Source organism: Streptococcus alactolyticus, from assembly GCF_042649785.1.
Classification (GTDB): domain Bacteria; phylum Bacillota; class Bacilli; order Lactobacillales; family Streptococcaceae; genus Streptococcus; species Streptococcus alactolyticus.
On the sequence record NZ_JBHRZX010000031.1, the window covers coordinates 1 to 21,177 of the forward strand.

The following is a 21,177-nucleotide window of genomic DNA, read 5'->3' on the forward strand; positions in this document are numbered from 1 at the left end:
AAATTGTTTATGCCATATTATTGTAACACCTTTTCAAAAATGTAGCTAGCTAAGGTGTTATTTAGTTGTGCACTTTTTCTCTGTTAAGTCAAAGAAATAACTTCTCTACTGGTTGAATTAAGTAGCTTCCGATAATGATTTCTTCTAGAAATCGTTGATATGCTTGACAAATGGTAGAAAAAGAGAAGATTTTGAGAATCTCCTCTTTCGATATAGTTTTATTAACTTTAGATGGCTTGAGTTGTGAAGCTGCGGCTTTCAAGCACACGAATCATAGCATCTGCGGTATCCAAAGCGGTAAAGAGTGGCACACCGTGTTCAATAGCAGAGCTACGGATAGCAGCACCATCTTCGTCACAACTTCTCTTAGTACCAACAGTATTGATAATAGCTTGAACTTTTCCTGTACGAACAAGAGCAGGAATATCGTTATCATCATCTTCACCGAGTTTATTAACCACTGTTGCATCTAAACCGTGTTTGGCAAAGAAGTCCGCTGTTCCTTGTGTTGCAAAGATGCTGTAACCAACGTTGGCAAAGCGTTTCGCCAAACTAAGAGCTTCTTCTTTGCTATCATCAGATACCGTAAAGACAACGTTACCAAAGGCTGGCAAGTGGAAGTAAGACGCTTCAAAGGCTTTGTAAAGAGCTTTTTCAAGGGTTTGGTCTGAACCCATAACCTCACCAGTTGATTTCATTTCAGGACCAAGAAGGCTATCTACCTTGGCTAGTTTAGTGAATGAGAAGACTGGTGCTTTGACGTGTACAAAGTCAGACTCAGGATAAAGCCCATCTTTGTAACCAAGGTCAGCTAATGATTTACCAAGAATCAATTGGGTAGCTACTTGCGCCATTGGGATATTTGTTACTTTAGAAAGGAATGGCACGGTACGGCTGGCACGAGGGTTTACCTCGATAACATATACCGTTTCATCTTTGATAACAAATTGGATGTTCATCATTCCGATACAGTTCAAACCAATTGCCAAGCGTTTTGTATAATCCGCAATCGTTTCTTGGATTTCTTTTGAAAGGGTTTGTGGTGGGTAAACAGCCATTGAGTCACCTGAGTGAACACCCGCACGTTCGATGTGTTCCATGATACCTGGAATCAAAACGTCTTTGCCGTCAGAAATGGCATCAACTTCGCACTCACGACCAATAATGTAAGAGTCAACCAAGACTGGATGGTCTGGACTGGCTTTAACGGCAGTTCTCATGTAAGAACGAAGGTCGTTTTCATTTTCAACGATTTCCATGGCACGTCCACCCAAGACATATGAAGGACGAACAAGCACTGGGAAACCAATATTGCGGGCTGCTTCAACCGCTTCTTCTTCGTTTGTTGCTGTTTGTCCTGGTGGTTGTGGGATATTCAAGGCTTTCAACGCTTGTTCAAAGAGGTCACGGTCTTCGGCACGGTCAAGGTCTTCTACCTGTGTTCCAAGGATTTTCACACCAGCTTTAGACAATGGTTCTGCCAAATTAATAGCTGTTTGACCACCAAATTGCACGATAACCCCTTTAGGTTGTTCCAATTCGATGACGTTCATCACGTCTTCAAAGGTCAATGGTTCAAAGTAAAGTTTATCTGAAATCGAGAAGTCCGTTGATACGGTTTCTGGATTTGAGTTCATGATAATCGCTTCGTAACCAGCTGCTTGAATAGCTTTCACTGAGTGAACCGTCGCATAGTCAAACTCAACCCCTTGACCAATACGGATAGGACCTGAACCAAGAACCAAGATTGATTCCTTACCTGATTTGATAGATTCGTTTTCCCACTCGTAAGTTGAATAGAAATAAGGTGTTTCTGATTCAAATTCAGCTGCACATGTATCCACCATTTTGTAAACTGGGATAATCTTGTTTTCTGTACGAAGTGTGCGAACCTCGTCTGCTGTCATGTTCCAAAGCTCTGCAATTTTACGGTCTGCAAAACCATTGCGTTTGGCTTCTTTCAACAATGCAATATCCCCAACGTTAGTAGCCAAGGCTTGCTCAATTTCAAAAATGTGAAGCAATTTATCCAAGAAGAAAAGGTCAATTTTGGTTAATTTAGATAATTCTTCGATGGTGTAGCCACGGCGGATAGCTTCAGAAAGATAGAAAAGACGGTCATCTTGGGCACGAACAATTTTATCAACCAAAGCATCATCAGTTACATTTGCCAAATCAGGCATTTCATTGTGGTAAACACCGATTTCAAGCGAACGACAAGCTTTCAAAAGTGACTCTTCAATGTTACGACCGATTGCCATAACCTCACCAGTCGCTTTCATCTGAGTTCCTAAGCGACGTTCACCATGTTCAAATTTATCAAATGGGAAACGTGGGATTTTTGCAACCACATAGTCAAGAGCTGGTTCAAACATGGCATAAGTCGTACCAGTAACTGGATTGACCATTTCATCAAGTGTCAAACCAACCGCTATTTTCGCTGCTAATTTCGCAATTGGGTAACCTGTTGCTTTTGAGGCAAGGGCAGATGAACGTGACACACGTGGGTTAACTTCGATAACATAGTACTTGAAGCTATTTGGGTCAAGGGCCAACTGAACGTTACATCCTCCTTCGATTTTAAGGGCACGAATGATGCTCAAGCTAGCATCACGCAACATTTGGTTTTCAATATCTGAAAGGGTTTGTGTTGGCGCAAAAACGATTGAATCCCCCGTGTGAATACCCACTGGGTCAAAGTTTTCCATGTTACAAACCACAAGAGCGTTGTCTGCCGCATCACGCATTACTTCGTATTCAATTTCTTTGAAACCAGCGATAGAACGTTCAATCAAACATTGGGTTACTGGTGACAATTTCAAACCATTTTCAGCGATTTCACGCAATTCGTCTTCATTGTCACACATACCACCACCAGTACCACCAAGGGTGAAGGCTGGACGAACAATGACAGGATAGCCAATCGTATTTGCAAAATCAACCGCTTCTTCCACCGTGTTAACAATTTCAGATTCTGGAATTGGCTGATTAAGGTCTTCCATCAATTGTTTGAAGAGGTCACGGTCTTCGGCTTGGTCGATTGCTGATAATTTAGTCCCCAACAATTCAACACCTAATTCATCAAGGATACCAGCTTTTGACAATTCCATTGCCATGTTAAGACCTGTTTGCCCTCCCAAAGTTGGTAGTAGGGCATCTGGACGCTCTTTACGGATAATGCGTGTCACAAATTCTGTTGTAATGGGTTCGATATAAACCTTATCTGCAATTTCTTTATCCGTCATGATTGTGGCAGGGTTTGAGTTTACAAGAACAACGCTATAACCTTCTTCTTTGAGGGCCAAGCAGGCTTGCGTTCCCGCATAGTCAAACTCTGCTGCCTGACCGATAATAATCGGACCAGACCCAATCACCATAATTTTTTTAATATCTGTACGTTTTGGCATTGTTTTCTCCTATTTGTCAACTCTCTGATTGACTTTAAATATGTGACTGACTGTTGCATCAGTCAGATTAAGTAGTTAGCGACACAAGTAAATCTGTTTAGCGAGTGACTTTTTCATTTTGAAAAGCATCAATCAATTCCAAGAAATCATCAAACAGATAGCTTGCATCGTGTGGTCCTGGTGCAGCATCTGGGTGGAATTGCACTGAAAAGGCTGGGAAATCGCGGTGGCGAACCCCTTCAACAGACTTGTCGTTAATTTCTTCGTGAGTTACCATGAGGCAATCTGGTAGAGTATCACGATCCACCGCATAACCATGGTTTTGACTGGTAAAATCAATACGTCCCGTTGCAATTTCACGAACAGCATGATTGAAACCACGGTGACCGAATTTCATTTTATAGGTTGTCGCTCCATTAGCTAGGCTGAACAATTGGTGTCCCATACAGATACCAAAAATTGGAATTTTACCTTGCACACCACGAATCATATCAAGGGCTTCTGGCACATCTTCTGGGTTACCAGGTCCATTTGACAACATCACTCCGTCAGGATTCAAGTGAAGAATTTCTTCAGCTGTAATATTGTAAGGCACGACGGTCACATTACAGTTACGTTTTGAAAATTCGCGTAAGATAGAATGTTTTAGTCCAAAGTCAACCAAAACAATATTTTTCCCCACACCAGGTGCTGGATAAGCTGTTTTTGTTGAAACTTGCTCAATGTTATTGGTCGGCAAGACAGTTGCTTGCAATTGAACTTTTAGGTGCTCAATAGAATCACCATCGCTTGCAAGAGTTGCTTTCATAGTACCGTGTTGACGGATGATTTTAGTCAAAGCACGTGTGTCAATTCCTGAAATGCCAGGGATATTTTTAGCTTTCAAAAACTCATCCAAGGTCATCTGATTACGCCAGTTATTAGCCAAACGGGCATTTTCAGAAACCACCACACCCTTACAAGTTGGGGTAATAGATTCGTAATCATCACGATTGATACCATAATTTCCCACCAAAGGATAAGTAAAGGTCAAAATTTGACCGTTGTAAGATTGGTCTGTAATCGATTCCTGATAACCTGTCATACCAGTATTAAAAACAATCTCACCTGTCACATCAAGGTCAGCACCAAAAGCTGTTCCCTCGAAAATTGTACCATCTTCTAAAATTAAAAGTCTTTTTGCCATATTTTTTCCTCTCGTTTGCTCTCACGGGAGCACTTTAACGTTGTTTATTAACTAGCAGATACCGTCTTACGCTTTGCCATTAAGGACTGCTTCAAGAATTGCCATACGAACAAATACACCATTTTGCATTTGTGTGGCAATACGTGATTTAGGAGCTTCCACCAATTGTGATGCAATTTCGACATCACGATTGACAGGAGCAGGGTGCATGATAATTGCTGATGGTTTCAAACGATTGTAACGTTCTTGAGTCAAACCATAACGGTTATGGTAGGTTTCTTTTGAAAAACCTTTGTCACTGTCATGACGCTCATGTTGCACACGCAACATCATCATCACATCAACTTCATCCACAATCTCATCTAAATCAACGTGCTTACCATACACATCAAATTCGTCTGAATACCATTGTTCTGGACCAGCAAAATACAACTCTGCTCCAAGGCGTTTCAAAATTTGCATATTTGATTTGGCAACACGCGAATGCGTAATGTCCCCCACGATAGCCACTTTTAACTGTTCAAATCGACCAAATTCCTCATAAATCGTCATCAAGTCTAGCAAGCATTGGCTTGGGTGTTGTCCTGAACCATCGCCCCCATTGACAATTGATGTCTGAATGGTACGACTGCCGATAAGCTCTTTGTAATAATCTTCTTTGGCATGACGAATCACACAGATATCGATGCCTAAAGAACTCATCGTTAAAATGGTATCGTAAAGGGTTTCGCCTTTATTGACTGAACTTGTTTTAGCGTCAAATTCGATCACGTCCAAACCTAATTTTTTCTCCGCCACTTCAAACGATTTGTGTGTTCGTGTTGATGATTCAAAAAAGAGATTTGCCGCAAAATATTGTCTTTCAGGTGTGAAATGGGCTTCGTTCTTTTTAAAAGCAATGCCACGTTTAATCAAACCTAAAACTTCTTCATTGGTCAATGTTTCCATGGTGACCAAATGTTTTAACGATACCATATTATCTATTATAGCCATTTTTTAATCCTTTTCTGGAAGAATTTGATATAAAAGAATTCCTAGAAGAGTTGAAAGTGCCACACCTGTGATTTGCAAACCAGCCACTTGTAGGGTCAAGTTACCGATTCCAGATACCAAGATAACACTTGCAATCAACAGGTTTTTCTTATTATCAAAATTTACCTTGTTTTCAACTAAAATTTTCAGACCACTTGAGGCAATCACACCAAATAAGGCAATTGAAATACCCCCAATGACTGGTGTTGGGATTGAAGACAAGAGAGCTGACACCTTACCGATAAAACTCATCACCACTGCAATCACTGCAGCTCCAGCAATGACGTAAACCGAATAAATTTTATTAAGCGCCATAACCCCGATGTTTTCACCGTACGACGTTACTGGCGGTGCACCAAAGAAACCAGCGATGATTTGTGCCAAACCGTCACCTGTCAATGTGCGGTCCAAACCTGGATCCTTAAAGAAATCACGACCAGTTAAACTATTTAACACCATTACGTGTCCAAAATGCTCTGTCATCGTTACAAAAGCAATTGGCGCCATGGTTAAAATAGCACTTGGATAGATTTTAAAATGATAATCAACAAATAAAATGTCAAAATCAGGAATTTGGAACCACGGTGATTGGGAAACAGCTGAAAAATCAACAATGTTTTGACCCGTCACGGCACCAACAACTATGGCAAACACATAACCAACAATTAAACCGAGCAAGATAGGCACTACCGCAACGATTTTCTTGCCATACATATTAAACAATATAACCGCTAGCAAGGTAACCAAGCCAATCAAAAGGTAGGTAAAATTGTACTGGCCGTCTTTTAACATGACATCATTGACAGCAGTTGTTGATAAACTCAATCCAATCACAACGATGATTGGTCCAACCACAACAGGTGGTAAAACCTTATCAATCCAAGCATTACCAGCAAATCGCACAATCAAGGCAACCAGCAAGTAAACCAGACCTCCTGCCATCGCCCCTTGGGCAACAGCTGCAATACCATCTGTTTTCATCAACATTTGCATGGTTGCGATGTAAGCAAAACTTGACCCCATATAAGCTGGAATTTTATACTTGGTCACTGTTAAGTGCGCCAAGGTTCCTAAACCACTTGAAAACAGGGCTATGGCTGGATCAATTCCCACCAAAATCGGAACCAAAACCGTCGCACCAAACATGGCAAAGAGGTGTTGGAATGATAAACCAATCAACATCCCTGGTTTGGGCATCTCATTAACGTCGTACTTGATATTATCCACTAATCCACTTCCTTTCTCATAATCCCCAGACACAAATTAGTTAGGATCTACGATGCTAACACGGTCTTTACCGTCGATTTCAATCACTTCCACAATGATTTCTTCTGTGGCGCTTGTTGGGATATTTTTACCGACATAGTCCGCACGAATTGGCAATTCACGATGTCCGCGATCCACCAATACGGCTAGGCTAACACGCGCAGGACGACCAAGGCTAACCAAGTTATCAATAGCAGCACGAATAGTACGACCTGTATAAAGCACATCATCCACCAAAATCACATCTTTACCTGTGATATCAATTGGCATGATTGTTGTGTCTTCTTCCACTTTAATATCATCACGAAATGGTTTTGTATCCAATTCACCGATTGGAATATCAAGATTCTCCAATTGTTTCAAACGGTCTTGGATACGACGAGCAATGTAAACACCACGTGTTTTGATTCCCGCAAGAACAATGTTATCAAGATTTTTATTGCGTTCAATAATCTCATACGTGATACGTGTAATCGCACGTTTCATGGTAACATCATCAACGATTTCTTTTGTCTTCATCTCGTAAACCTCACTAAAAAATATACAAAAAATCTCCTTAACAACAAGGAGATTCCACAAAATATAGGTACACCAAACCCTAGATGCACACTTCTTTTATCGTTCTCTCCTTGCCTGCCTCACGGGACAGTATTAAAGGATATATCTACTCTCTTATCATACCAAAACTATCCCATTTTGACAAGCGTTTTACTAACCTAAACCTAAAGCTTATGAGCGCAAGTCTTAGTGTCTCAAATTTTCCAACGTTTCTTGGAAAATAGCTGGTGGTTCTACGGAAAAGCGTAAGCTTTCGCCAGTCGTTGGGTGGGTAAATCCAAGGGTTTGAGCGTGCAAAAATTGCCCATTACCTTTCAAGGTTTTGCGAGGACCATAAAGCGGATCCCCTGCCACAGGATGACCAATATAAGCCATATGTACCCGAATTTGGTGGGTACGTCCTGTTTCCAAGGTCAATTCTACCAAGGTGTAATTGCCAAAGCGTTCCAAGACTTTAAAATGAGTTACAGCTGGCTTACCTTTAGCCGTAACAGCTTGTTTTTTGCGGTCTTTTTCAGAACGTCCAATAGGTGCCTCAATCACGCCACGATCATTTGAAATATTGCCATGCACAATAGCCAAGTACTTGCGTAATGATTTCTTGTCCTTTAACTCTTCAGCCAGTGCTTGGTGGGAACGATCGTTTTTAGCAATCATCAACAAGCCCGATGTGTCCTTGTCAATACGATGCACAATACCTGGGCGAACAACCCCATTTATTGAAGATAAATCGTGAATATGATACATCAAGGCATTGACCAAGGTCCCTGAAGTATGCCCTACTGAAGGGTGAACAACCATTCCTTGTGGTTTGTTGACCACGGCAACATCATCATCCTCGTACACAATGTCAAGCGGAATATCTTCTGCCTCGTATTCTAAGACTTCTGGTTCAGGCAAGTCGTAAGTGACAAGATCCCCTTCTTTGACGCTGTATTTGGCTTTGACAGCTTTGCCATTTACCAAAATATTCCCATTTTTAATAGCTTCATTGGCTTGACTGCGGGACAATTCGGTCAAATCTGCCAAGGCCTTGTCCAATCGAATCCCTGATTCTTTAATGATTAATTCCATCTTCTCCTTCTCTCCACAACACAATAAATAACATCACAACACCGACGGTCAAATAAGAATCGGCGACATTGAAAATGGCAAAATCCATGAAATCCAAATGTACCATATCCACCACATAACCAAGGCGAACACGATCAATGAAATTGCCCAATCCACCCGAAATAATCAAACTCAAGCTCAACAAGAACCAGAACGAGCCATTAAGATTTCGGATAAAGTAATAAATAGCAGCCCCCACGACCACAATCGTTAAAATCACAAAAAACCATTGTTGATTTTGCAAAATAGAGAATGCCGCACCATAATTGCGCAAATAGGTCAAACTAAAAATAGGTGGCAACCCCTTATGAATGCTGCCTAAAGGAATGTGCTTGACAATCCATAATTTGCTCCATTGGTCCAAGGCGACCAAAACGACCATTAAAAGTGGAAAATAAAGATATCGATATTGTTTCATTTGACTACCTCTGGGCTAAATTCAGCGAAATAATCCTTCATCGCTGAAACGAATTTAAGCGCACAGGCCGACAAATTCTTATCACTACGCTTAATATAAACCATTTTATTATCTAAATCATCTTCAAGCGGTATCACAGTGATACCATTCACACTGCGACTATCTAAAAAGCCAGACCCAGTCGCATAAGCATCTGTTCGCTCCAAAATACCATTCAAAGTCGCTCTATCAGTAACATTGTAAATACAAGGACTGTCTGTCGTATCCACAAAATTTTCAGAATAATAGAGATACTCATCTTTTTCCTGTGTAAATCGCACCGTTGGAAAATCTACTAAATCACTCATGAGCAAACTACTTTTGTCTGCCAAGGGGTGATTTTTCGCCAAATAAATGTGAGTCTGAAACGGAATAAGCTCCACAAATTCCAAGCCCTGCTTTTCCATACGCTGCAATAAGCCTTTACGATTTTGGTTATTGAGATAAATGATACCAATCTCACTATCACCTTGTGACACCTCATCTAGAATCCTCATCGTTGTTGATTCAAATATACGAAAATGGCGATGCTCAGGATGCAATTTGGAAAAAGTGGTAATCAACGGAGGTAAAAAATCATAATGCTGACTAGCAATTGAAAATTCAGGCGAATCCTCTGATTGTGAAAAGTGTTTTTCAAAGGAATCAAACGTTTTCACAACATCCAAGGCTTTTTCATAAAAATTCATTCCTTGACTCGTCAAAACAGCCCCAGTCGTCGTTCTTGTAAAAATTTGAAAACCCAACTCCGTTTCCAAATCTCTGATAGCAACAGATAAACTCGGCTGACTCACAAAAAGCTTCGAAGCTGCCTCTCGAAAGGTCCCGCTGTTAGCAATCGCTACCACATAGCGTAATTGTTGTATATTCATACTACCTTATTCTTTCTAAATTCATCTTCTCCATTATATCAAAAAAATAAGCCAAACGCTTGCTTTTTCTGATGACTAAGTTATGGAAACAAGGCACTTTAGTAACACGGTCAAAAATGTACAAAAAAACTTCCTGATTTCTCAGAAAGCTTTTCTCATGCTATTTCTAGCCTTATTTTGCGATAGGGTAAACAGAAACTTGTTTTTTATCGCGACCTTTACGTTCGAAACGTACAACACCTTCAACTTTAGCGAAGAGTGTATCGTCACCACCGCGACCTACGTTTACACCTGGGTAAATGTGAGTACCGCGTTGACGATAAAGGATTGATCCACCTGAAACAGTTTGTCCGTCAGCTGCTTTAGCACCTAGACGTTTAGCTTGTGAATCACGACCGTTTGATGTAGAACCTCCACCTTTTTTGTGGGCGAAAAGTTGCAAGTTAGCAAGATTCATTTTTAACATATATAGTGTCCTCTTTTCAAATTAGTTTGCGATGACCTGAACCGACACAAACTCTTGAGAATTTTCTGCCAAGTTCGTCATCCCTAAAAGAAAGCTTCCAAATAAAAGCTGAACTTTCTCATCCGTCTTTCGCGTTATATGAGAGATATCAATCTTCATATAACCGCCATCAATTTCATCAATCGCTAAATCAGCCTTGCAATCTGCCAACACTTCTAGCGAATTAACCAGGTTAATCGACAAGGTTGAAACGGCTGCACATACGATATCAAAACCATACTCGCCACTGCCAGCATGCCCAGTCAGCTCAACGCTTTCTAGGTTACCTTTACGGCGAATAAAGGTTGCATGAATCATAAGGATAAATTAAGCGTTGATGGCGTTGATAACAACTTTTGTATAAGGTTGACGGTGACCTTGTTTACGGTGGCTACCTTTTTTAGGTTTGTATTTGAAAGTAACAACTTTCTTTTGTTTACCTTGTTTTTCAACAGTACCAACAACAGTAGCACCTTCAACAACTGGTGTACCTACAACAGTTTTGTCTCCACCAACAAGAACAACTTCGTTAAATGTTACTTCTGAACCAGCTTCAACATCAAGTTTTTCAACATAGATCGCTTGACCTACTTCAACTTTAACTTGTTTTCCACCAGTTTTGATGATTGCATATGTGCTCATCGTGCACCTCCTATAAAATTAGTTACGGGAAATCCCGTTTTGTGAAGACTCGCCTTGCACCGTGAGCTACGCTACTTAATGAAACGGTGTTCGCGCGGTTGCACAGGATGTGCATTTAGTCAACAGTCTCATTCTATCATGATTTATCTCATTAGGCAAGATATATCTCTTGATTTTTTATAGAAAAATTAAGTCAAGTCAAACGAGGTTTTAATGAAGCCTAGCAAAGCTTGCTTGGTAAGGCTATCTGCCTTATGAATATCTAACGACGGATCTGTTGCCATAACTTGGTAGATTTCATTGCCTTCATGATAATAATAAGCAGTCAGCTGGAAACCATTTTTGGCATAAAATGCCACACGTTTTTGGCGTTGGGCATAATTATCTGCTGACTCATCCAGAGGCTCAATAGCCAAAATGATGGGACGATTGCCTGCTACTTTTTTGATATCTTGTAAAATGGCACTACCATAACCACGTGAGCGAATCTTGGTATTGACCGCTAAAAAGAAAAGGTAAAGCAAATCGTCATTTTGCAGTAGGTAAGCTAGCCCTACAAAAGAGTCGCCGTCATAATAGGCATAACAGTCTGCCAAAGGACGATAGGTATTTAAAATTAGCGGTAAATAAGGTAGGCGCTCCACTTTTGGAAAAGCCGTTTGATAGAGTTGCTTGACTTCTCTGTACTGTCTTGAAAAAAGAGTCACTTTTTGACGTGTTAATCCCATTGTAAATTCACCAATTCATTCGTTTCTGCATAAGCTGTATCCACTTTTTCTTGCATAGTGCTATCCAGCAGATGACGGTATTTGCCTCCCTCGATAAAGTCTTCTAAAACCAGCGTGCGGTAATCAGACAAGGTAAAACCTTCAGAACCAACAACGCCCTTGCTCCAAACCCAAACCATCGTCGGGTGGGCAGACACATTTTTAATGCGTGTTTTCCCTTCTTGTTTTTCAAACGTGACATCCAATAACAGACCACGCTCAGTCCAAATGTCATCCACCGTTTCCAGTCGTTGATTGGAAATGAAATTTCCCATTGAATAGAAAATGATTTTCTTTTCGCCGTCTTTTTCAACCACTTCACAAGGTTCAGGAACGTGTGGGTGCCCACCAAAAATAGCATCTGCACCCCAATCAATCATTTTATGATAAAGTTTCACTTGCTCTTCGGTTGGTTCCAAAGCGTATTCCGTTCCCATTTGCGGCATGACGATGGTTACATCGGCTTTTTTCTCTGCCTCTTGAATCTCCGCTTTTATCTTATCTTCTGACAAATCCGATAGATGCTTTTTGTACTCACTATCTGTCAAGGTCGCTTCCATGCCATTATAACCATAAGAATAGCCTAAAATGGCAATTTTAATTCCATTGACGTCCTTAATCAGAAAATCTTCCTTGTCACGATTTTCTTGATAAATGCCAATGCAATCCATACCCAAGTCTTCAAAAGTATTGACCGTTTGTAGAGCCCCTGACAAGCCCGAATCCAAAATATGATTATGTGCCAAATCAACAACATCGTATCCTGTTTCTTTCATGGCTAGGGCAATCTCAGCAGGCGCATTAAACAAAGGGTAGCCAGCTAAGGGATAATCTGAACTGATCGTTCCTTCATAATCCCCAATCGTCAAATCAGCACTGGAAATCCAATCGGTCACATATTCAAAAAAGGGCAGAAAATCATAACTACCATCGGCTTGTTCAGCACTTCCATATAAGCCATTGTGAATTAAAATATCCCCATTTGCCATGACACGCGCTGTTTGAACACTATCTGCTGATTCGTCCTTGGGAGCACTGGTCTGTCTTTTTTCAAAAAACAGGCTGTAAATCCCAGAACCCAAAAGACTCAAGACAATAAAAGCAAGACACCATCTTGTTGTTTTTCGATACATCACCACACCTCCATGCCCATTATATCATGATAATGTGATGAAAACCGAAATGAAAAAGAAGAAAAGCTATTGAAAATAGCCTTCCTCCTTACAATAAATCATCAATCATGTCATCAACGTCATCTGAATCAGCTTGAGGGGTGATGGTTGTCACTTTGATGCCAGCAACTGCACGTTCAACCAATTCTTCAACTGCCATGCGTTTTTCGTATTGTTCCACATTTTTGATTTTTGGATTGGTTTTTGGTCTGTCTGGTGCAAAAATGGTACAACAATCCTCAAACGGTTGGATTGAAATGTCGAAAGTATCAATTTTTTGAGCAATATCAATGATTTCCAATTTATCCATTGTCACCACAGGACGAATAATTGGTGTGCACGTTACGGCATTGATAGCTTGCATGCTTTCCAAGGTCTGACTAGCCACTTGCCCAAGGCTTTCCCCGTTGATGATGACTAAGCCACTGCGTTCTTCACGGATACGGTCTGTAATACGCATCATGAAACGACGGGTCAAGGTCATCAAGTAAGCTTCTGGCGCTTTTTCCTTGATTTCTTCTTGAATTTCCGTAAATGGCACTTCGATAAAGGTAATATTGCCACCAAATTTGGTTAATTTTCGTGTTAAATCCTGTGCTTTTTTCAAAGCACCTGGGCTGGTATAAGGTGGGCTAGCAAAGTGTACAGCTTCAATATCAACACCACGTTTCAAGGCTAAGTAACCTGCAACAGGCGAATCAATACCACCTGACAACATAAGCATTCCACGACCTGCCGTTCCAACAGGAAGCCCGCCAGCTCCCTTGATGTTTTCATAAGACAAGTAAGCAGCTTCTTCACGAACTTCTACTTGCAGGTTAATGTCTGGTCCTTTCATCTTAGCTTGGATATTTGGCAAGACGTCAAAAACAGATGAACCGAGGTATTGATTAAGCTTACGACTATCCATTTCAAAGGTGTGATCGCTGCGTTTGCTAGTAATTTTAAAGGTCAAACCGTCATGGTAAACATCTTGCATCACTTCTTGGACAGCTTGTTTAATGCTTTCCAAGTTTTTCTCAACCTTGTAAGACGGTGAAAAAGCTTGAATTCCAAAGATGTTTTTCAAAGATTCTGCCACAGGCACATAATCCGTACCATTTAGGAAAATGTGGGCACGGTCACGATTGGCTGTGATGGTCACATCAGGGTAGATTGATAGGACGTGCTTGATGTTTTGCTTTAATTTATTGATAAAGCGCATCCGATTTTTACCCTTTGTAGAAAGTTCGCCATATCGAACCATAATTTCTGAATATTCCATTGCTACGTCACGAGAGAAATGCTCTCATTCCTTTCTATAAAATTATCTCACTTTTTGTGTTTTATGGTAAATTTGTTTGAAAATGGTCAAAAATTGCTCGACTTGACTCATATCATTGTCATCATCAAGGCTAATTCTGACAGCTGATTGGGCCAATTTGCTTGGTACGCCCATCGCCACCAAGGTACCTGCTGGGTGCCCTGCTTTAGACGAACAAGCGGATGTGGTTGAAATGTAAATCTCATGTTCTTCAAAAGCGTGAACAATCACTTCCCCACGCACCCCTTTGATGCCAAAGGTTAGGATATTGGGAGCAAAGTCATCGGTTTTTTCAGAAAAGATTACCACATCTGAATAAACAGCCAAAGCGTCATAAATGACAGCTTTCATTTTGGCAATACGTGGTAGAGCCACGGTTTCTTTTTCCAAAGTCAAGCGCAGCGCTTTTGCCGTTGCAGCAATACCAGCCACATTTTCCGTTGTCGAACGAAGGCCATCTTCTTGCCCTCCTCCAGTCAAAAGAGGATTCAAACGTTTCCCAGCTTTTTTGTAAATAAAACCAACGCCACGCACACTGTGGAATTTATGCCCTGAAAAGCCGGCAAAATCCACACGCTCTGTCAAATAATCTGCCACTGGAACTTTGCCAATAGCTTGGACGGCATCCACATGGAAGGTAATACCTGGCTTGTCTGCTAACACATCTGAAATCGCTGCAATGGGCTGAATAGAACCAATTTCATTATTGACCGCCATAACGGAAACCAAGATTGTCTCAGGACGCAACAAGTCCGCTAAAGCCGCCACATCCACAAACCCACGCTCATCAACAGGAGCATAAGAAACATCAAAACCGTGCTGGCTCAACCATTTGGCTGATTCTTTCACAGCTGGGTGCTCAATGTCAGACACAATAATGTGATTGCCTTGGGGCTCTTTTTCAAAGGCGACACCTTTTAATACCCAGTTATCCCCTTCGGTTCCACCAGAGGTAAAGACAATCTCATCGGTGTTAACACCCAGTAAATCCGCTATTTGCTTGCGACTTGCTTCTAAAATACGACTCGATTTTGTCCCCAAGTTATGCAAACTAGAGGGATTTCCAATAATTTTACTCGCTACTTCTTGATAAGTGCGTAAAGCCTCATCGTACGGAATGGTTGTAGCTGCGTTATCAAAATATATCATAGCTTATTCCTTCAAAAAAAATCAACACTATCATTATAACACAGTCTTAAATATGTGGAAAAGGTTTCTCTTTAGTTTTCCATAAGACTTTCTTGTTAGTATAATAGTGGTGTCTTAGCGATGCTATTGAAAACATGATTAAATGCTGGACATTTAAAAAGAATGTTCTATAATAGAAACATACGTGAAAAGGAGTAAACTATGCCTCAACATTATTCAAGACGTGAACATTTAGAAACGGAAAAAGAAGAAAAGTCTGCTACCCCAACAAAACATATTAAAACGGGATTTTCTGCCCTTCAAAAAACCGTCGCCCTTGTCGGTTCGATACTCAGTATCATCGTGGCTATCATTACCATCAATAACGCCTTAAATAGTTCATCAAGTTCTAAACCCAATCACAAGTCAACAACCACGACGACCGTTGTGATTAAAGAAAAAGATGATGATGACAGAGATGATAGTAAAACAAATATGTCAGATTATGATAATGACTACTCTGCTCCCGCCGCTGCAAACAATAATACAACCAATAACGCTAAAACATCTGATGCCACTACTAATGGAAACACTAACAGTAGCTACAGTTCAAATACAGATAACACCGCAAGTTCTAGTGCTGCTGATACACAACAAAGCACGAGCACACCATCTAGCTCAACCCCGGCTTCTAGCAACACTACTGCAAGTAGTAATGCCGACACAACGACTGGAAACTAATCTCACTTCGTAACATCATACCAATGGAATAAGCAATTATTCCATTTTTCAATCGCTAAAAATACCTATGAACTATACACAAACACTTGATTGGATTCATTCGTTCAAGGCAAATGGGCGCCGTCCTAGTCTTGAACGAATGCGCTATTTACTTACTCTGCTGGATAACCCACAAGACACCTTTCCTGCTATCCATGTTGTTGGAACAAATGGCAAAGGTTCAACAACTAGCTTTTTGCAACACATTTTAACGGCTTCTGGCTACCACACAGGAACCTTCACATCCCCATTTATCACGCGCTTCAATGAACGCATTGCTATTGATGGAAAAGCTATCAATGACCAAGCTTTGGTGGCCGTTGCCAAAGTCATTCGACCGATTGTGGATAGTCCTGATTTTCAACATAAAGTTGGCAGAGTGACTGAATTTGAGTTGGTAACCACCTTGATGTTTTACTATTTTGCAAACATGGCTAACGTGGATATCGCTGTTATTGAAGCTGGCATTGGAGGCACTTATGACTCGACCAATGTTTTCAAGGCGCTAGCTGTCATTTGCCCGTCGATTAGCTTTGACCACCAAGAAACGCTAGGAAATACTCTGACTGAGATTGCGAGTCACAAGGCTGAGGTGCTAAAAACAGGGGTTCCCTTTATTTTTGGGAAAATGGCAGAGCCTGTTGAACAAGTTTTCAAGGAAAAAGCAAAGCAGACCCATTCCCCTATTTATGCTCTGGGACATGATTTTTCAATCGTTTCAAATGGCAGAGCTTTTGATTTCAAGAGTCCAAAGGATAATTTGTCATCTATTCAACTCAAAATGCTTGGCAAGCACCAACAAAGCAATGCTTCTTTGGCAGCCATGACCGCCCTATTGTTGCAACCGTCCTTTTCTGCCATTTCGCTAAAAACAATTAGAGAAGGGCTAGAACAGACTATTTGGGCTGGTCGGTGTGAATGGCTAGGTCCTAATCTCATGCTAGATGGCGCCCACAACGAAGATTCCATTGCGAAATTAGTTGACTTGCTCAAAACGGAATTTGCCGATAAAACTATACACATCTTATTTGCAGGCTTGCGCCGTAAACCTTTGGCACATTTGCTGGAAGAATTGGCTGACTTTGATGTAGCCGTGACCACGTTTGATTTTTATCAAGCACAGGCCTTGGAGGATTACCCAGCGTCATACACCAAGGTTTCCCATTACAAAGACTGGCTGTCACAGGTTAATGACAATCCTGAGGACTTATTTGTAGTGACAGGTTCCCTCTACTTCATCTCCGAGGTTAGAAATCACTTATTGCAAGCATAGGAAAATCTCCCACCTGATTGCTAGGTGGGAGATGCTTTTTTACTGCAAACTTTCTGCAAATTTACGTTTAATGAAATCAGCTGAATAAGCTAATTTTTCCTCTTCTTCTGCTGGCAAGCTTAGGCTGATTTGCTCAATAATACCAACACGGCCGACAATGGCAGGGTAGCTGAGGTAGGTGTCAAGCGGTTCATAATAATTAGAAACCGGCAATTCTTCGTGACTATCTGAAACAACCGCAAGCGCCAAACGAATGGCTGCGCTGGCAATGCCATAGCTGGTGTATTTTTTGCCATAAAAGACAGTGTGTCCACCAATCATGGCTTCGTGAGCAATCTCGTCCAAAGTTTCCCTGTCAGTGAAGCTTGCAATAGGTTGCCCTTTCACTCGGACTTGACTCCATGCCGTAAATTGAGAATTGCCGTGCTCTCCCAAATTATAACCATAAACACTACGAGCATCAACACCAAAACGTTCGGCCACCGCACGTTTCATTCGCGCCGTATCCAACAAGGTTCCCGTCCCAATGACACGTTCCTTAGGTAGTCCTGAATAGTGTTGGTATAGACTTGTGACCACATCAACAGGATTTGAAATGGCGATAATCACGCCGTTAAAGCCAACTTCTTTGAGGCGTTTCGCTACTTGTGGCACTTCTTTAGCTGTAAATGGCAATTCTGCAAAGCGATCTGCATTTGGATTGTCCTGCAAAGCAATATTTCCCAAGGCTGAAATCACCACATCTGCATCCGCCAAAGCCGCATAGTCATTAACCACGATATTGGCGTGCTGATTGAGATTGGCTGCTGCATCGCGGAAATCCACAGCATCGGCCGTCACCTTTTTCTCATTTGTATCAATCAAAACATAGTCATCAAATGCTCCTTGAGCAATCAAACCGTGAGCAACCGTTGAACCGACATGTCCCATTCCAATAATTCCAACCTTACGCGACATAAAACCTACCTCCTTGTGATATTACTCCACATTAGAGCCCTTTCAGCTAAAAAATACGAAAGAAACCTAACAACTCATGTCAGGTTTCTTTTTTTTATTTCACTAAATCTTGCAAAGGACCAAAAACAATCTTTTCAATATCTGCTACATAAACAGACAAGGCTTGTTGGGCATCAAGGTAATCTTTCAAAACAGGATTACCCTCAATTTTGGCACCGAGTTCTTGCATTTTGGTTTGCTCATCACCTGTTGGCATTTGCCCAGATTGGATTTTAGCATAAAGGCCTTGTTGGAAATCTGTAAATTCCTTGAACAAGTCTTTAGCTACTGGGTCAGCCTCGATAGCCGCACGACTTTCTTCAGATTTTTTGTACTCAGGAAGGGCACGAATACCACGTTCCAATTCATTTGCTAAATCATAAACATTTGCCATTAATCTTCTCCTTAATTAATATAAACATTATAATCTGTGTGTTCGCTAATTGCTTGCTTGGCACGTTCTAAATCTTTCCTATTTTTGAAAGAGATTTGCAAAATACCATTGATATCCTCGCGGTTTTTCTCGTTAATATGGATATTCACCAGCGAAATACCTCGAAGCAATTCAAGAATATCCAAAATCACGTCTTCCTTGTCAGGAATATCGACAAAAATATCAAAACTACTTTCCACGCCACCACGCTTGTGAATGGTCATCTGTTGACGTGTGTCACGCGCATGGTAAAAATAATCCCAAATAGCTTGGTCATCACTTTGAACAATCAATTTGGCAACCGCGTCCAAACGGTCTTGAAAATCCGTAATGCGTTCTAGAATGGCTGTTTTATTGCTCAAAAGCACGCTGGTCCACATGGACGGGTCACTTTCTGAAATTCGCGTCATGTCACGAAAACCACCTGCCGCAAATTGATTGGTCATCTCGTGTTCAAGAGCATAATCCCCAGCCTGTTCCATCAGACTAGCTGCCAAAATATGGGGAAAATGGGAGATTTGGCTGGTCACACGGTCATGCTCGTCCGCATCAATCCTTATAAATCGTGCATTAAGCCCTGTCAAAAGGTCTTGGATTTCTTCTATCGTTCCTTCTGAGGTTAAGACAGACGGCGTCAAAATGTAATAGGCATTTTCAAACAAGGTCACATCAGCTGCCAAGGGGCCTGATTTGTGTGAACCTGCCATAGGATGCCCACCCACAAAACGAATGGAACGATTAGCGAAGACGGACTCCCCCACAGCGACAATCTCAGATTTGGTTGAACCTGTATCTGTAATAATGACCTGATCCTTCAAATCCAAATCATCCAATTGTTTCAGGATGTCAATCGTGGGTTTTATTGGTGCCGCTATGATAATGATATCACTGATAGGAGCTAAATCTTTCAAGTCTGTCACTAAATCATCGACAATCCCACGTTCCATTGCAATGGTGCGTGATTTTTCTGACGTATCATAGCCAATGACCTGGTAATCAGGGTGGGCACGCTTAATGCCCAAGGCGATTGATCCGCCAATCAAGCCTAGACCGATAATCGAAATGATTTTATTTTCCATCCTTGATTTTTCCCCCATCACACAAGCTATCTCTGTGTTTTTTAGAAATGTTTGACATAATCACGGTGTCTAGCAACCGCATCTTTTAGTTCTTCCAAATTATCTGACGAGAATTTATCTAAAATTTCATCAGCAATAACGGTTGCTACAACAGACTCCATGACAACACCTGCCGCAGGTAGAGCTGTTGGATCTGAACGCTCAACCGTTGCCTTGTATGGCTCGTGCGTTTCAATATCCACTGACATCAGTGGCTTGTAAAGCGTTGGAATAGGTTTCATGACACCACGTACAACAATGGGTTGCCCATTGGACATCCCACCTTCAAATCCGCCAAGATTGTTGGTGCGACGTGTGTAGCCTTCTTCTTCATTCCAAAGGATTTCATCCATTACTTGACTACCTTTGAGATAGCCGTCCTTGAAACCTAGCCCAAACTCAACACCCTTGAAGGCATTGATGGATACCACGGCAGCTGCGATTTTCGCATCGAGTTTTTTGTCCCACTGAACATAAGAACCAAGCCCGACAGGAACACCACCAACAACCGTTTCCACGATACCACCAATGGTATCTCCATCTTTTTTGATCTGGTCAATATAATCCTTGATTTCTTGCTCACGTTCTTGATTGACAATAGACACTTCAGATTGGCTAGCCAACTCCTTGATTTGAGCGACGGTCAAACCTTCTGGAACGTCAATTTCTTTTCCGCCAAAAACAACCACGTGATTAGCAATCTCGATATCCAATTCTGCCAAAATACGCTTAGCAACCGCTCCAACAGCAACACGCATCGTGGTTTCACGCGCTGACGAACGTTCCAAGGAATTACGCAAATCATCAAAACGATATTTCATGCCTCCAACAAGGTCAGCGTGCCCTGGACGTGGGTGCGTGATTTTGCGTTTGGTTTTGAGCCTATCCTCGATATCTTCAACCGCCATAATGTCTAACCATTTTTGGTTGTCTTTATTGATGACATGAAGGGTGATTGGCGCGCCAGTTGTTTTTCCGTGACGCACACCAGAAGTGATTTCCACTTTATCCGATTCGATTTTCATGCGTCCGCCACGACCGTAGCCACCTTGGCGACGTTTCAAATCGCCGTTTATATCCTCAGCCGTCAAAGGAAGCCCCGCAGGAACCCCCTCGATAATAGCCGTTAAACGCGGTCCGTGTGATTCACCAGCTGTTAAATATCTCAT

At 41.4% G+C, this 21,177-nt stretch carries 21 protein-coding genes and 1 other annotated feature; of the genes, 2 read left to right on the top strand and 19 right to left on the bottom strand.

The features are described 5' to 3' along the window. Positions 1-227: 227 nt before the first annotated feature. From carB to ACFORE_RS06565, 15 genes are all read right to left on the bottom strand, one after another. Entirely contained in the window at positions 228-3,407 is a 3,180-nt protein-coding gene (gene carB, locus ACFORE_RS06495) for a carbamoyl-phosphate synthase large subunit (protein ID WP_204984861.1), read from the bottom strand. A 97-nt stretch (positions 3,408-3,504) separates the two neighbouring features. Continuing rightward, complete coding sequence (locus tag ACFORE_RS06500; RefSeq protein WP_154455119.1) at positions 3,505-4,593, bottom strand: carbamoyl phosphate synthase small subunit; 1,089 nt, start codon at positions 4,591-4,593, stop codon at positions 3,505-3,507. Positions 4,594-4,659: 66 nt separating this feature from the next. Then, a complete protein-coding gene (locus ACFORE_RS06505) occupies positions 4,660-5,586 on the bottom strand; it encodes an aspartate carbamoyltransferase catalytic subunit (protein WP_154455120.1) in 927 nt (308 codons plus the stop codon). A 3-nt stretch (positions 5,587-5,589) separates the two neighbouring features. Beyond that, positions 5,590-6,852: a uracil-xanthine permease family protein gene (locus ACFORE_RS06510; protein WP_269725494.1), complete on the bottom strand. Its 1,263-nt coding sequence runs from the start codon at positions 6,850-6,852 to the stop codon at positions 5,590-5,592. 36 nt (positions 6,853-6,888) lie between these two features. After that, positions 6,889-7,410 carry a bifunctional pyr operon transcriptional regulator/uracil phosphoribosyltransferase PyrR gene (pyrR, locus tag ACFORE_RS06515; RefSeq protein WP_154455121.1) on the bottom strand — a complete coding sequence of 174 codons (522 nt, stop codon included), beginning with the start codon at positions 7,408-7,410 and terminating at the stop codon, positions 6,889-6,891. A gap of 225 nt (positions 7,411-7,635) precedes the next feature. Continuing rightward, positions 7,636-8,523 (bottom strand): RluA family pseudouridine synthase, encoded by an 888-nt coding sequence (locus ACFORE_RS06520; protein ID WP_154455122.1) that lies wholly within the window; start codon positions 8,521-8,523, stop codon positions 7,636-7,638. Next, positions 8,507-8,980, bottom strand: a complete 474-nt coding sequence (lspA, locus tag ACFORE_RS06525; RefSeq protein ID WP_154455123.1) for a signal peptidase II — start codon at positions 8,978-8,980, stop codon at positions 8,507-8,509. The genes ACFORE_RS06520 and lspA overlap by 17 nt, the downstream gene beginning before the upstream one ends. Continuing rightward, positions 8,977-9,891: a LysR family transcriptional regulator gene (locus ACFORE_RS06530; protein ID WP_154455124.1), complete on the bottom strand. Its 915-nt coding sequence runs from the start codon at positions 9,889-9,891 to the stop codon at positions 8,977-8,979. Before ACFORE_RS06530 ends, lspA begins: the two co-directional genes overlap by 4 nt. A 172-nt stretch (positions 9,892-10,063) precedes the next feature. Beyond that, positions 10,064-10,357, bottom strand: a complete 294-nt coding sequence (rpmA, locus tag ACFORE_RS06535; RefSeq protein ID WP_003065365.1) for a 50S ribosomal protein L27 — start codon at positions 10,355-10,357, stop codon at positions 10,064-10,066. A gap of 21 nt (positions 10,358-10,378) precedes the next feature. Then, the gene (locus ACFORE_RS06540) at positions 10,379-10,714 is read right to left on the bottom strand and encodes a ribosomal-processing cysteine protease Prp (RefSeq protein WP_154455125.1); all 336 of its coding nucleotides are present in this window, start codon (positions 10,712-10,714) and stop codon (positions 10,379-10,381) included. Between the two features lie 9 nt (positions 10,715-10,723). Continuing rightward, positions 10,724-11,038 (bottom strand): 50S ribosomal protein L21, encoded by a 315-nt coding sequence (rplU, locus tag ACFORE_RS06545; RefSeq protein ID WP_003065371.1) that lies wholly within the window; start codon positions 11,036-11,038, stop codon positions 10,724-10,726. Positions 11,039-11,073: 35 nt separating this feature from the next. After that, positions 11,074-11,148 (bottom strand) — a sequence feature (ribosomal protein L21 leader region). Positions 11,149-11,226: 78 nt separating this feature from the next. Beyond that, positions 11,227-11,766 (bottom strand): GNAT family N-acetyltransferase, encoded by a 540-nt coding sequence (locus ACFORE_RS06550; RefSeq protein ID WP_154455126.1) that lies wholly within the window; start codon positions 11,764-11,766, stop codon positions 11,227-11,229. Continuing rightward, entirely contained in the window at positions 11,757-12,938 is a 1,182-nt protein-coding gene (locus tag ACFORE_RS06555; protein WP_380435063.1) for a CapA family protein, read from the bottom strand. Before ACFORE_RS06555 ends, ACFORE_RS06550 begins: the two co-directional genes overlap by 10 nt. Positions 12,939-13,026: 88 nt before the next feature. Next, positions 13,027-14,241 (bottom strand): tRNA uracil 4-sulfurtransferase ThiI, encoded by a 1,215-nt coding sequence (thiI, locus tag ACFORE_RS06560; protein WP_380435064.1) that lies wholly within the window; start codon positions 14,239-14,241, stop codon positions 13,027-13,029. Positions 14,242-14,283: 42 nt separating this feature from the next. Next, positions 14,284-15,429: a cysteine desulfurase family protein gene (locus tag ACFORE_RS06565; RefSeq protein WP_380435065.1), complete on the bottom strand. Its 1,146-nt coding sequence runs from the start codon at positions 15,427-15,429 to the stop codon at positions 14,284-14,286. A gap of 201 nt (positions 15,430-15,630) precedes the next feature. On the opposite strand from ACFORE_RS06565, the gene ACFORE_RS06570 reads away from it, so the two are divergent. Then, a complete protein-coding gene (locus ACFORE_RS06570) occupies positions 15,631-16,149 on the top strand; it encodes a DUF6556 family protein (protein WP_380435066.1) in 519 nt (172 codons plus the stop codon). A gap of 67 nt (positions 16,150-16,216) precedes the next feature. Beyond that, positions 16,217-17,461, top strand: coding sequence for a bifunctional folylpolyglutamate synthase/dihydrofolate synthase (locus ACFORE_RS06575; RefSeq protein ID WP_154455131.1), 1,245 nt, complete (start codon positions 16,217-16,219; stop codon positions 17,459-17,461). A gap of 39 nt (positions 17,462-17,500) precedes the next feature. Here the strand turns inward: ACFORE_RS06575 and ACFORE_RS06580 are convergent, their stop codons facing one another. The 4 genes from ACFORE_RS06580 to aroC all read right to left on the bottom strand — a co-directional run bounded on the left by ACFORE_RS06580 (position 17,501) and on the right by aroC (position 21,177). Beyond that, on the bottom strand, positions 17,501-18,418 hold the full coding sequence (locus tag ACFORE_RS06580) for an L-lactate dehydrogenase (protein ID WP_235280814.1): 918 nt from the start codon (positions 18,416-18,418) through the stop codon (positions 17,501-17,503). A 94-nt stretch (positions 18,419-18,512) separates the two neighbouring features. Further along, the gene (locus tag ACFORE_RS06585) at positions 18,513-18,851 is read right to left on the bottom strand and encodes a YlbF/YmcA family competence regulator (protein ID WP_235280813.1); all 339 of its coding nucleotides are present in this window, start codon (positions 18,849-18,851) and stop codon (positions 18,513-18,515) included. 11 nt (positions 18,852-18,862) lie between these two features. Then, a complete protein-coding gene (locus ACFORE_RS06590) occupies positions 18,863-19,969 on the bottom strand; it encodes a prephenate dehydrogenase (RefSeq protein ID WP_154455134.1) in 1,107 nt (368 codons plus the stop codon). 41 nt (positions 19,970-20,010) lie between these two features. Beyond that, on the bottom strand, positions 20,011-21,177 hold the full coding sequence (aroC, locus tag ACFORE_RS06595; RefSeq protein ID WP_294427078.1) for a chorismate synthase: 1,167 nt from the start codon (positions 21,175-21,177) through the stop codon (positions 20,011-20,013).